The organism is Shouchella phoenicis (assembly GCF_047238345.1).
Lineage (GTDB): Bacteria > Bacillota > Bacilli > Bacillales > Bacillaceae_D > Shouchella.
In genome coordinates this window covers 3,437,629-3,450,285 of sequence record NZ_JBDFMQ010000001.1, presented here as the reverse complement: position 1 = coordinate 3,450,285, position 12,657 = coordinate 3,437,629, and the positions used below count along the sequence as shown (strand labels likewise).

Below are 12,657 nucleotides of genomic sequence, written 5' to 3'. Positions count from 1 at the left end.
AAAAACTAGTGCCTTCAGCACTAGTTTTTTTATACGATTGTTCGTTCGGAGTGTTTGCCTGGTTGCCATCTAGCTAATGGGTGGCGGAAGGCTTTTGTTAAATAAAGGAGATACAAACAGCCTAGCGTCATCCAAATGAGTCCAACCGTTAAGGTCACCAAGTCTAAAAATGAGACAAGGCTCATCATTATTAGAGCTGCTATCGCTGGCACAAAATAACTTTTAAAGAAAGGTACATTTTCTTTTTGTTTATAAGCAAGGCTTATGACGCAAAGATTGACGAAGAAAAAGGAGGTTAAGGCACCAAAGTTTACAAAGCGCATAGCTGTATCGACAGATAAGAAGATAGCGGTTAATGAAAGTGTACTAGAGAGTAAAATATTAAAAACGGGTGTGTTATACGTTGGGTGGATATAGCTAAAAAGGCGTTCTGGTAAAAGGTTGTCTCGGCCCATCGCAAACAGTAAGCGGGAGACCGCGGTTATGGATGCTAGCCCTTGAGTGAATATCGCCATTGTTAACACAAGAATAAAAATTCCCTGCAAGATCGGTCCTCCAACGGTTGCCATCATTTCTAAGGCTGCAGCGTCGAGGTTTAAGAACGATAGGGATGGAAAAGAAGATTGGATAAAAAAAGAAGAACTTAAGTGAAATCCACCGACAATAAAAAGAATCATGTATATGGCTCTAGGAATGGTTTTTTCTGGATTTTTCGTTTCCTCAGAAAGGGTTGTAATCGTATCAAACCCTAAAAATGAGAAGACGACAACAGATGTGCCCATGAATAAGGCGTGTACTGGGTTGTCTATGGATAGAATCGGATCAGCAAATGTTTGTGTAAATGGTAAGGTAGAGCCATTTTGTATCAAGTTAAAAAGGAGTAAAGCGCCAAATCCGCCTATAAACAAAAGTTGAATGGCAACGAAGAGAGCACTGATGTTAGCAGATGCGCCGACGCCTCGAATGGCGATTAGTGTGAGTAAGATAAGCAAACCACCAATCCATACAAAGGGCGGAATAGAAGGAAATTGAGCGCTTAAAAACACACCGAACGTGATGCACGCAATAATTGGGGCGAATAAATAGTTTAATAGAACGACCCAACCAACAAGAAAGCCAGCGTTTGGATGAATGGTCGCTTTTGCATACGTATACGCAGATCCGGATAAAGGAAGTTTTTTGGCTAGTTTAGCGTAGCTAGTACCTGTTAAAAGAATCGCTAGAAAGGATAGTACATACGTAATAAGAAGCTGTCCGCTTGCACTTTCGTAGGAAATGCCAAAGGTTGAAAAATAGATCATAGGTGTATTCCAAGCGAGTCCTAATGCTGTAACTTGCCATAAAGACAATGTTCGTTTTAGTGATGTTTTAGCCATATTATCCTCCCTCACGTTAAACAAAACCATTTGATAGTCTCTAATCCTAAAAGCTATTCTTTCATTTTCAAGCAGTTCGTTAGATGATTTAACAAACTTTCTGTCTATTTAAAATAGTTTGGTAGAAGATGTGACAAGGTTATAGCACTGCAATAAAATACATGAAAAACTTATAGGAACAACAAGTAGATAAAGGTTCTAAATAGGACGAAAAAAGCTTTCTAGGGTTCCGTTGCAGAAGATGCAGGCTGGTCCGAGAGAGAGCGTGTAGGTCACGGACTTGCATACACGGAAGGAAAAAAGCCTGGGAGACCTAATTGTCTCTCGGGCTTTTATTATGAAAAAGGAGGAAAACAAATGAGTTGGTTAAAGTCACTACGCCCAGGAGAAAAGTGGTCAGGGATTATTCGAAAAGGAAAGAAGATCACCATAAAAGTAAATGGAACAAACGCCAACCTTGGCATGATGGTGTTTTGTGCAGATCGGAAGGATGAACGGTACAACATGGCAGACACGTTAAAAGCGCAGCACACGTCGATGTTTACGAAGGGTCATCTTCTTATGAGCGATAACGGGCGAGCCATGGTGAGCATCATTGAAGACTCGCTTGGTTGGCACGACCCAATTAGTAGCTATACAACTAGAGAATCAACGAGTGAACAGTACGGGGTGACGAGTTTTCAAACAGAGTTAAATCAGTACAAGCGAAATGGTGAAGATAATTTTTTAATGGAGCTTGTTCGTCAAGGGTATGAAAGAAAAGACTTAGGTCCAGTCGTCAATTTGTTTTCAAAGCTATCTTACGATGAAAGTGGTGCCATAACGTTTGAGCAAAACCATGGCAAAAGTGGCGATTACATCGTGTTACGAACGGAAGTGGACAGTGTGTTCTTTTTCTCAAACACGCCACATCCATTAAGCCGAAGTCAGCATTATCCATCTGCAGAAATTGAATGGACCATTACCGATGCGGCGGAGATTGAGAACGACGATCTATGCTTAAATCAATGCGAAGAAAATCGTCGTGCGTTTGAAAATACGTGGCAAGACGAGCAGTTAGCAGGGAAGTCAAATCAGCATGTATATGTAAATCAATAAGGAGGCGCTTCAATGTTCACAACGTCACTAACAAAAAGCAATATGAATCCTGCTAATGCAGTCTATGAAAACGTGGTGCCTGCAGGAGAAGGCTGGATGTATGAATTAAAAGAAGGGCAAGTGTTTCGAATCGTGGATGAAACAGGGAATCAGGCGGCTGATACGTTGTTTTATAATACGCACGATCCAAGTGATCATTATAGTGCCGTTAGGACAGTGACCGCTCAGCACAACGTCTATCTGACAACAGGAAGCATACTTCGCGCTGAATCAGGCAAGCCCTTAGTAGAGATCGTGGCAGATACAGTCGGACGTCACGATACATTAGGAGGCGCGTGTTCTTCACAAAGCAACACAGTCCGTTATGCGCATGATCGGGCGTATATGCATAATTGTCGAGATACATTTATGCTTGAGCTTGCTAAATACGACAAAGGATTTACGAAGCGTGATTTAGCACCAAACGTTAACTTCTTTATGAATGTACCTATTACACCAGAGGGCGGATTGTCCTTTGCTGATGGACTGTCCCATAAAGGGGCGTATGTGGAAATGGTTGCACATGCAGATACAACCGTTTTGATCTCAAATTGTCCACAGCTGAATAATCCGTGTTCAGGTTTTAACCCGACCCCAATTAGACTTTACATCTGGAATAAAAAATAGAGAACAGAGGAGTGGAGCGATATGGTACAACGTGTGTTAATTGCAAACCGAGGAACCATTGCAACTCGCATTAGTCGAACGCTAAAAAAGATGGGCATTGAATCGGTTGCAGTCTATACAGAAGCAGATGAGACAAGTCTTCATGTTCAACAAGCAGACAAAGCGATTTGTATAGGGGATGGACCTGTTCAAGACAGTTACACAAATATGGAGAAAATCATTCAAATAGCAAAAGAAACGAAGTGCGATGCCATTCATCCGGGTTATGGGTTTTTAAGTGAGAATGACCAATTTGCTGAAGCTTGTAAAGCCGAGGGACTTATTTTTATCGGTCCGACGCCTAGTCAGCTTAAACAGTTTGGTTTAAAACATGAGGCAAGGAAGCTCGCGCTAAAAGCGGATGTCCCTTTATTACCAGGAACAGAAGTATTAACGTCTGTTCATGAAGCAATCGACTTAGCAGAAGAAATCGGTTATCCGGTCATACTGAAAAGTTCGGCAGGCGGTGGTGGGATTGGGATGCGCATCTGTCAGAATCAAGAAGACGTACGAACAAATTTTGAGGGAGTATCGCACTTATCCTCTCAACATTTTAATCGAGCAGACGTCTTTTTGGAAAAATATATTGAAACTGCACGTCATGTTGAAGTCCAAATATTCGGAAGTCGGTCTGGGGAAGTGGTTGCAGTTGGGGAGCGAGATTGTTCAATTCAAAGACGCAATCAAAAAGTGATTGAAGAAGCACCGGCGCCGAATCTTAGTCACACGACCCGAGAAAAAATGCATCAAGCTGCGGTTTCTTTAGCGAAGACGGTTGGTTACCAAAGTGCAGGGACAGTAGAATTTCTCTACGATGAAAAGACGGAATCCTTTTATTTTTTAGAAATGAATACTCGACTTCAAGTGGAGCATGGTGTGACAGAAGAAGTTTACGGAATCGATCTCGTTGAGTGGATGGTGTTGGAAGCAATTGGTGAGTGGCGAGTACCGCCAACACTTGTGGTTAAAGGGCATAGCATTCAAGCCCGTATCTATGCCGAAGATGCGCTGCTTCAATTTAGACCGAGTACAGGAACGCTTGATGATGTTCTGTTTAGTTCAAAAACGAGGAACGAGACTTGGGTGGAGAAAGGTACGACCATTTCGTCGTATTATGACCCAATGCTTGGAAAAGTGATTGCGAAAGGAGAGACGCGAGAAGAAGCGCGGATGAAGTTACTTGAAGCGTTAGAGGAGACGCGTTTTTACGGGGTGACTTCCAATGTAAGCTATCTAGAAAACATTCTACGAGATGAGAAGTTTGAAAGAGCGCATGTGTATACAACGTTTCTCGATTCTTTTCAAACGGAGGAACGAGCGCTTGAAGTACTAGATGGAGGTGTGCAAACATCGGTCCAAGATTTTCCGAGTCGGTTAGGGCATTGGGATGTTGGAATTCCCCCAAGTGGCCCAATGGATTCGCTTAATTTTCGAATCGGCAATCAATTGCTTGGCAATAAAGAGGAGGCAGCGGGTCTTGAGATGACGTTAAGTGGTGGATCTTATCGCTTTCGAACGAGCGTTGCTTTCGTCGTAACAGGCGCTGATATGAAAGCCGAATTGGATGGCGTGCCAGTAAAACCATACGTGGTCATGGAGGCGCAAGCACAAAGCGTTTTATCCTTTCAACAAGCAGAATTAGGGATGCGTACGTATTTGCTTATAGAAGGTGGCCTAGATGTGGCCTCTTTATTAGGAAGTAAATCGACTTTTTCCCTTGGAGGTTTCGGCGGTCATGGCGGACGAGAGTTGCGGACAGGAGATGTGCTACGAATAGAGCAAGTAGATTCGACGATGGAGAAACAAATCTATGATCAGACGCCGGAACTAACGCACGAGTGGGAGATTGGAGCTATTTTAGGGCCACATAGTTCAAGTGATTATATGGATGAAGCGTACGTCAAACAGATACTTGAGACAGAGTTTGAAGTGCATTTTAATAGCTCCAGAACCGGCGTCCGTTTAATTGGTCCAGGTCCTTTGTGGGCGAGAGAAGATGGAGGCGAAGCGGGACTTCATCCGTCTAATATCCATGATAACGCCTATGCGATTGGTACGCTAGATTTGACAGGAGATACACCGATTTTACTAGGTCCAGATGGACCGAGTTTAGGAGGGTTTGTTTGTCCCGTGACGACGATAGCGGCGGAACGATGGAAAATTGGCCAATTAAAGCCTGGCGATAAGGTCCGTTTTCAACTCGTCACATTTGAAGAAGCGACATCGTTTTATCACAAGCAAGAAACGTTCATAAAAGAGGGATTGCGGGTACCGGCGTTACAAGAAAGAAACAAGGAATGGTCAGGGGCGTACCCCATTTTATATGAAGAGGATCACTCGCTTCCATTACACATGACGATTCGAGCTGCTGGAGATGCCTACCTCTTAATCGAATTTGGTCAAATGGAATTGAACTTACGGTATCGTTTCCAAGCCCATCTGTTAATGGAAGCAATAAAAGATGCAGATGAGTTTCACGTACTTGACCTAACACCAGGTATTCGCTCGCTCCAAGTTCATATTGATCTTAGTAAAACAACGGTCCAAGAGGTGACAAAAAAAATCATTGCTATTCATGCAGACCTACCTCCTCTTGAAGAAGTAGAGGTTCCGTCACGAATTGTCCGTCTGCCATTATCATGGGATGACCCTTCTGCACAACTGGCAATGGAGCGCTATGAACACAATGTTCGAAAAGATGCCCCGTGGTGTCCAGATAATATTGAGTTCATCCGTAGAATAAATGGGTTAGATGAGCGAGAAGATGTGTATCAAACCGTTTTCAATGCGAATTATTTAGTGATGGGTCTAGGTGACGTCTATCTTGGTGCACCAGTTGCGACACCGACAGATCCGAGGCATCGTCTTGTTACAACAAAGTACAATCCTGCTCGAACATGGACTCCAGAGAGTGCAGTCGGTATTGGCGGCGCGTATATGTGTATTTACGGCTTGGAAGGACCTGGAGGTTATCAATTATTTGGACGAACGCTTCAAGTTTGGAATCACAAGAAACCATCGAAGAGCTTTGAAGAAGGGAAGCCTTGGTTACTTCGTTTCTTTGACCAAATTAACTATTATCCGGTTACAGAAAAAGAATTAACAGCGATTCGTAAACAAATGGAGCTCGGGCAATATGAAGTAGAAATTGAAGAAACAACGTTCAAGCTAGCGGACTATCTGGCGTTTTTAGAAGGAATTGAAGAAGAACGAAAAGCGTATAAGGACCATCAACAGGCTGCCTTCCAACGAGAACGAGAAGATTGGAAGGAAAAAGGCATTGCAGAGTATGTGACAGAAGCCCCGTCTGCTGATGTGGACGAAGAAGCGTTATTACCTGACGGAGTGGAACCGATGAAAAGTTCAATGCCTGGTAGTGTATGGAAAGTCCTCGTTAAACCGGGTCAATTTGTGAAAGAAGGCGAGGCGTTAGTCATTGAAGAATCGATGAAAATGGAGTTTCCTCAACGAGCAACACAATCAGGTGTTATTCATGAAGTCTATGTGAAACCCGGTGATGAGGTTCAGGCAGGGACACGAATTGCATCGATTCGAGCAGAAAGCGAGGTTGTTTCATCATGAGAAAAATGACGATCGAACAATTAACGTGCGCGTATCGAGAGGGAAGGAGCACCCCGGAAGACGTCATAACTGAGCTCATTGCGAAAAGTGAGGAAACGTCAGATTACAACGTCTGGATTACGCCGCCAACGCTTGAGAGGATTAAGCCTTTTCTTCAGCAGTTAGCCTATATATCAAAGGACGCACCGCTTTGGGGCATTCCGTTTGCGGTTAAAGATAATATGGATGTGTTGTCTTTTCGTACGACAGCAGGTTGTGAGGCGTACGCATATTTTCCAGATGAGACAGCCACAACCATTCAACGTTTGATCAACGCAGGTGCTATTCCAGTAGGGAAAACCAATTTAGATCAGTTTGCGACTGGACTTGTTGGCACGCGTAGCCCCTATGGAGAAACAAAACACGCCTATGAACCAGACTATATAAGTGGTGGATCTAGTTCAGGGTCAGCTGTAGCAGTCGCACTCGGGCTTGTTCCGTTCGCTTTGGGCACCGATACAGCAGGGTCTGGACGTGTACCCGCAAGCTTACACGGTCTCTATGGGTTCAAACCAAGTCTCGGCGCATGGTCAACAGCTGGTGTTGTGCCGGCTTGTGAAAGCATTGATTGCGTAACCGTTTTTACGCATACGATTAAAGAGATGAAACAAGTAGATGCGGTTGTTCGTGGGTTCGACGTGAAGGACCCTTATTCTAAAAACCATCTACCATTAAAATCATCGGCGCCTACGCGATATTTGGTTCCAGAAGAAGAAAGTCTGATGTTCTTTGGTCTAGATAAACATGGATTTAAGCAAAGCTGGGCCGATGCTGTGCAGAAATTACGTCATTTAGGGAAAGTGGAAACGTTTGACCCTGCACAGTTGTTTGAAGCATCTGCGCTTTTATATGAAGGACCTCTCGTCGCAGAGCGGTGGGCGGCAGTTGGAGATTTCATTGACGAGCATCCAGAAGATGTGTTTCCTGTAACAAAACAAGTCATCGAGACAGCAAAAAACCCTCAGTTTGATGCAGCGCATCTATTTAGTGCTCAGCATCGTCTGCAGGCCATAAAGCGTCAAGTTGAAAGAGTGCTAGATGAAGAATCGGTCCTGGTTATGCCGACAAATGGAGGAACGTATTCGCGGGAACAAGTGCGTGAAGATCCTATTCATACAAACAGTCAGATGGGGCTCTATACAAACCATTGCAATTTGCTTGATTTATGTGCGCTAGCAGCACCTGCTGGAAAGACAACAAACGATTTCCCATTCGGCATTTCGTTCTTCGCGCTGCATCATTGCGAAGATTTAATCGTTGGTGCTGCAGAGGCATTCACGACGAACAATGAATCAACGCACATCGCTGTCTGTGGGCTGCATATGCAGGGTTTTCCATTAGAGTGGCAGATGCACGCACATCAAGCGAAATTTATCGAGACAACTCGTACCGCACCTACCTATCGTTTATACCAGCTCCCGACAGATCCAGCAAAGCCAGGACTCGTACGTGAGGAGAGTGGCGAGTCGATCGAAGTGGAGGTATGGGAAATGCCGACAAATCAAATTGGGTCATTCTTATCCATGATTCCAGCTCCTTTAGGATTAGGAACGATACAACTAGTGGACGGAAGAACCGTCGTCGGATTCCTTTGTGAGGCAAATGCAGTGGAGCATGCTACGGATCTTACGGCTTATGGTAGCTGGCGTACGTATAGAGAAGCGCAAAAGGTAAAAGGATAGAAAACTGGTAATAAAAAGAATATTTTCCAGGATGTTTAATGGATTTATCGAGCAGGTAGAGAGGAGGAGACACTTTTTTTGGAGGGTTATTTAAGATGAAGAAATACGGATTGGTTGGATTAACAACAGCTATGGCTTTGACGCTTGCGGCATGCGGAAATGGCGAAGAAGAGACATCAACGAACGGTGAAGATACAACCAATGAAGCAACAGAAAATAACACGACGGATGATACAACAAACGGTGACACTGACCAGGACGAAGGTACAGAAACAGATGAAGGTGCCGATCCTGCATGGTATGAAGAGTTAAACTTTGCTGAGTTTGAGCTTGAAGTAGAGTACGATAATGAAGAATATGACGTTCAATATGACTATAACAACGGTCAACCTCAAGCGGAGATTGAAGATACAAGAGATGGTGCACAGGTACAGCTAGAGGGAGAAGAAGCCCTTTCAGAACTTGAGCCAATGCTTACTCAACTCGAAATTGATGAGCAATCAACGGAAGATGAATTAATTCAAGCAAGCATCGATGCATTCATGCTCGATGAAACGTACAGTGAGCTTGAAGTAGAAGTAGAATTCTTCAACGACGATGAAGTTGAGGCAGAAGACGAACAAGAATAACGTGAACTAGAGGGTTTGGGTGTATGACACCCAAACCTTTTTTCAGTAGAATCAAGCATTTGATTGGTAGAAGTTATGAAGGATACTCGCAAGTGACAGGGGTTGGTGCTGGTTAACTTCATGCCCCGCACGATCAATCAAGACCATACTGGCTTTAGGGATGCCTTTCTTTAATCGATAGGAAGCTTTTTTGTTTACGATGTCTTGACTCCCACAAATGATGATAGTGGGACAAGCCACTTTATTTAAGTCATCTCGAAAATTAAGATGACCCATTGAACGAGTTAAAGAGATAAACTGATTTTTCGTAAAACCCATTTGTGAAAATGAGCGATTTGGTAACCATTTAAAGACGTGCGATTGCAGATTGAGTAAAGTTTTAGGCATCTTATCTTGTGTGGCAATCAAACATAAAGTCGCAACTTTTTCAGGATTCTCGATTGCAAAATTCAAAGCCAGTATACCGCCTAACGATAAACCGGTTAAATGGAGTGGCTGATCATAGTGTTGACAATACCTTGTAAATTGATGGTAAAGCTCGTGGTAAATGACTTCTTGATTGTGAACGAGATCAGGAAGGTGAACGCTTTCACTATGATCCTTTGTTGAGAGGTGTCTTCTTGTAGTTGTCCAGCTAGAAGCATCTTGACCAAGGCCATGAATAAAAATGTTCATCCGTAACGCCTCCTCCATTCGTTATTTGTCTCCTTTTTGGTCGCGAATCACAATCCAAGCAAGGTAAATCAAAATTGGAACTAGTGGTAATAAATAAAGCAATTCATAGGTTTCGACTTGAGTATGTGGGTTGGAGCCATTTGTAAAAGATACGATTAAGAAGAGAATGCCGATGATCGCAATAGCGAATAACATGATTAATGTACCGATTGTAAACACACCTTTTTAACGGTTGAGTCGTATTGCGTAATGAAAGTATATCAAAGAGATGGAACTGTGTGGTAGGAAGGATTCCTCGTTTCGCTCTTATTTTCACATATTATCTCCGTATCTTTTAACTTCCTTTCAAAAATAACTAGTGCTACGATTTGAGTATAACGCTTTGCATACTAGAAGGAGAGCAAGATGGACTATACGATTTTTAGAAAGATTAATAATTTGTCTGGAGAGAGTGAATTCCTCGATACGTTAATGGTGTGGAGCTCTGAATATGTCACGATTGCACTAGCGATCGCGGTGGTGACGTTCATGATTCTTGGTTTTAGATCACGAAACGCTTTACGAACTGCGTTTTTCACCATTGTAGCGACTGGAATATCTATGGGAATTGGCTATCTTATTAAAGGACTTACATACCGACCCCGCCCCTTTTTAGAGCATGATGTCAATCTCATTATTGCTCATAATACAGCATCCAGTTTTCCATCAAACCATACGCTGGCTGCTTTTACGATTGCTTTGTCGATTTTTCTATTTCATAAAAAAGTGGGGACGGTTTTACTTGTGCTCGCAACGTTTATTGGATTCTCGCGTATTTTCTTAGGTCACCATTATCCATCAGATGTACTAGGTGGATTCGTGATCGCGCTAGTAGTTGTAAGCTTGTTAAAGTTGCTCTACAACCGGTTATTTAGACAAAAAGAAAAACAACAATCGAGAAGAGGATCGAAAGAAATTCACTATTAATAAATGGGCGACCGTGGTGAAACGTGATGGACAGAGGAGGCGTGTTCATGAGAAATGGATTGATAAGAGGAATGCTCTTTGCAATCCCTCTCTCACTCCTGTTATGGATTTTAGGGTTTGCACTAGTTGATGTCATGAGAGATATCATTTTTTAAGAGTAATACTTTTCTGTTCGAACGTTGCGACGAATAGGAGAGTATTTTTTTGATGGAAATTTATAACGCGATGTGTTTCAAAACCATGTTAGAATAAAATGAACAAAATGTAAGCGGAACCTAATCTTTTAAAGAGACATCAGGTGGCAATATGATGAAAAAAAGAAAGACGTTGGAGCGGAAATTTAGTCGATATGTCATTGCGTTAATTACATTAATTATCTTGCTCGTAACCGTTGTATATGTTTATTTAGAGCGAGAGCAAGCAAGGAATTTAATCGGCGAACAAGCGCTAACGACGGCTCTCACTGTGGCGGAAATTCCTGAAGTGAGGCAAGTGTTATTAGGAAACGGTGATGAAGCTGCGTTGCAAACGCTCATTGATACGATAGAAGCCAATGCGAATGCAGAATATATTGTCATCGGTGATACGGATGGCGTTCGAATGACGCACCCGAATCAAGATCAAGTCGGCCAACACATGGTCGGTGGTGATAACGATGACGCTCTTCTATATGGTAGAAGCTATACGTCTGTTGCGGTAGGTTCTCTCGGTGAAGCAGTTCGAGGGAAGACACCTGTACGGGCAGAGGACGGGACGATTATTGGTGTTGTCTCGGTTGGCTATATGATTGAATATATCAATTCAACATTTTTAAAAGGATTTGTGATCTTTTGTACGGCGATTGTGATCATTTTTTTAATCGGGTTAATTGGAAGCGGTGCATTGGCACGGAGCATTCGGCGAGACACTTTTGGATTGGAGCCGTTCCAAATTGCCCGCCTCTATAAAGAGCGACACGCCGTCATTGAAGCGGTTAGTGAAGGCTTAATTGCGACGGATCAAGAAGGGCGAGTAACGCTGTTGAATGCGATTGCCAAAGACGTTCTTCAACTTTCTGATAACGCAATTGGCAAAAAGATCGATAAGGTGTTACCTCATTCAGAGATGGCAGCTGTCTTAAAACATGATCAGACGTCTGGGCAAAATGAAATGACGTATCAGGAAAAACGATTGATCGTGCATTATCAGACGATAAACGAAGATGGACAATATGCTGGAAAGGTCGCGCGGTTTCAAAAGCGAACAGAGTTGCAAGAATTGGTTAATGCGCTCTCGGAAATTCAACAATATTCAAAAGATCTACGCGCCCAAACCCATGAATATACGAACAAACTATATGCAATCTCGGGCTATCTTCAGCTTGGCTATCACGAAGAAGCCATCGCTTTTATTGAAGAAGAGACAGGCACGCAGACACGTGGGGATCGAATCGTATTTGAACAAATTCATGATCCGACGATTCAAGCGATGCTCATAGGGAAACGGTCGAAGGCATCTGAGAAAAAAGTGACGTTCACCATTGATTCAGCGAGTACAGTGGAATGGCAGTGGCCATCGGACGCCGCCGCACCTCTCGTAACGATTATTGGAAATATCATTGATAATGCATTTGATGCGGTGATGGGGAAAGAATCGGCTAAAGTGGACATTTTTTTAACAGACTTAGGGAATGAGCTTGTTGTGGAAGTTGCTGACAATGGACAAGGGATTGATGAGTCAATAGAAGCGCAATTATTTGAACAAGGGATCACGACGAAACATGGCAGACGAGGTTATGGGCTAGCGTTAGTAAAAGCTGCGTTAGCAGAATTAAAAGGCACGCTTGAAATGGAGCACAATCAACCAACAGGGACAATTGTCAGCATATATATTCCAAAAAAGACAGGTGGGGGTACAACGTGAACA

The 12,657-nt window shown here is 43.1% G+C and carries 10 protein-coding genes and 1 riboswitch; of the genes, 7 read left to right on the top strand and 3 right to left on the bottom strand.

Annotated features, from left to right (window positions below; all coding sequences use genetic code 11):
- Nucleotides 1–29 precede the first annotated feature (29 nt).
- Nucleotides 30–1,376: an APC family permease gene (locus tag ABC361_RS18430; protein ID WP_413075302.1), complete on the bottom strand. Its 1,347-nt coding sequence runs from the start codon at nt 1,374–1,376 to the stop codon at nt 30–32.
- 210 nt (nt 1,377–1,586) lie between these two features.
- Nucleotides 1,587–1,689: riboswitch (guanidine-I (ykkC/yxkD leader) on the top strand.
- Between the two features lie 44 nt (nt 1,690–1,733).
- Here ABC361_RS18430 and ABC361_RS18425 point away from each other — a divergent pair.
- The 5 genes from ABC361_RS18425 to ABC361_RS18405 all read left to right on the top strand — a co-directional run bounded on the left by ABC361_RS18425 (nt 1,734) and on the right by ABC361_RS18405 (nt 9,111).
- On the top strand, nt 1,734–2,474 hold the full coding sequence (locus ABC361_RS18425; RefSeq protein WP_413075301.1) for an urea amidolyase associated protein UAAP1: 741 nt from the start codon (nt 1,734–1,736) through the stop codon (nt 2,472–2,474).
- A 12-nt stretch (nt 2,475–2,486) separates the two neighbouring features.
- The gene (locus tag ABC361_RS18420) at nt 2,487–3,140 is read left to right on the top strand and encodes an urea amidolyase associated protein UAAP2 (protein WP_413075300.1); all 654 of its coding nucleotides are present in this window, start codon (nt 2,487–2,489) and stop codon (nt 3,138–3,140) included.
- Between the two features lie 21 nt (nt 3,141–3,161).
- On the top strand, nt 3,162–6,761 hold the full coding sequence (gene uca / locus ABC361_RS18415; protein ID WP_413075299.1) for an urea carboxylase: 3,600 nt from the start codon (nt 3,162–3,164) through the stop codon (nt 6,759–6,761).
- Complete coding sequence (atzF, locus tag ABC361_RS18410; protein ID WP_413075298.1) at nt 6,758–8,482, top strand: allophanate hydrolase; 1,725 nt, start codon at nt 6,758–6,760, stop codon at nt 8,480–8,482. Before uca ends, atzF begins: the two co-directional genes overlap by 4 nt.
- A gap of 95 nt (nt 8,483–8,577) precedes the next feature.
- The gene (locus ABC361_RS18405) at nt 8,578–9,111 is read left to right on the top strand and encodes a YusW family protein (RefSeq protein WP_413075297.1); all 534 of its coding nucleotides are present in this window, start codon (nt 8,578–8,580) and stop codon (nt 9,109–9,111) included.
- A 51-nt stretch (nt 9,112–9,162) separates the two neighbouring features.
- Here the strand turns inward: ABC361_RS18405 and ABC361_RS18400 are convergent, their stop codons facing one another.
- Together ABC361_RS18400 and ABC361_RS18395 are read right to left on the bottom strand one after the other, a co-directional pair.
- The gene (locus ABC361_RS18400) at nt 9,163–9,786 is read right to left on the bottom strand and encodes an alpha/beta fold hydrolase (RefSeq protein ID WP_413075296.1); all 624 of its coding nucleotides are present in this window, start codon (nt 9,784–9,786) and stop codon (nt 9,163–9,165) included.
- Nucleotides 9,787–9,807: 21 nt separating this feature from the next.
- The gene (locus tag ABC361_RS18395) at nt 9,808–10,005 is read right to left on the bottom strand and encodes a hypothetical protein (protein WP_413075295.1); all 198 of its coding nucleotides are present in this window, start codon (nt 10,003–10,005) and stop codon (nt 9,808–9,810) included.
- 186 nt (nt 10,006–10,191) lie between these two features.
- On the opposite strand from ABC361_RS18395, the gene ABC361_RS18390 reads away from it, so the two are divergent.
- Together ABC361_RS18390 and ABC361_RS18385 are read left to right on the top strand one after the other, a co-directional pair.
- A complete protein-coding gene (locus ABC361_RS18390; RefSeq protein WP_413075294.1) occupies nt 10,192–10,752 on the top strand; it encodes an undecaprenyl-diphosphatase in 561 nt (186 codons plus the stop codon).
- A gap of 309 nt (nt 10,753–11,061) precedes the next feature.
- A complete protein-coding gene (locus tag ABC361_RS18385; protein ID WP_413075293.1) occupies nt 11,062–12,654 on the top strand; it encodes an ATP-binding protein in 1,593 nt (530 codons plus the stop codon).
- Nucleotides 12,655–12,657: the final 3 nt, after the last annotated feature.

Coding starts and splice junctions, on each gene's coding strand:
- uca (WP_413075299.1), top strand. CDS start 3,162: ATGGTACAACGTGTGTTAATTGCAAACCGAGGAACCATTGCAACTCGC.
- ABC361_RS18425 (WP_413075301.1), top strand. CDS start 1,734: ATGAGTTGGTTAAAGTCACTACGCCCAGGAGAAAAGTGGTCAGGGATT.
- ABC361_RS18385 (WP_413075293.1), top strand. CDS start 11,062: ATGAAAAAAAGAAAGACGTTGGAGCGGAAATTTAGTCGATATGTCATT.
- ABC361_RS18430 (WP_413075302.1), bottom strand. CDS start 1,376: ATGGCTAAAACATCACTAAAACGAACATTGTCTTTATGGCAAGTTACA.
- ABC361_RS18390 (WP_413075294.1), top strand. CDS start 10,192: ATGGACTATACGATTTTTAGAAAGATTAATAATTTGTCTGGAGAGAGT.
- ABC361_RS18405 (WP_413075297.1), top strand. CDS start 8,578: ATGAAGAAATACGGATTGGTTGGATTAACAACAGCTATGGCTTTGACG.
- ABC361_RS18420 (WP_413075300.1), top strand. CDS start 2,487: ATGTTCACAACGTCACTAACAAAAAGCAATATGAATCCTGCTAATGCA.
- atzF (WP_413075298.1), top strand. CDS start 6,758: ATGAGAAAAATGACGATCGAACAATTAACGTGCGCGTATCGAGAGGGA.
- ABC361_RS18400 (WP_413075296.1), bottom strand. CDS start 9,786: ATGAACATTTTTATTCATGGCCTTGGTCAAGATGCTTCTAGCTGGACA.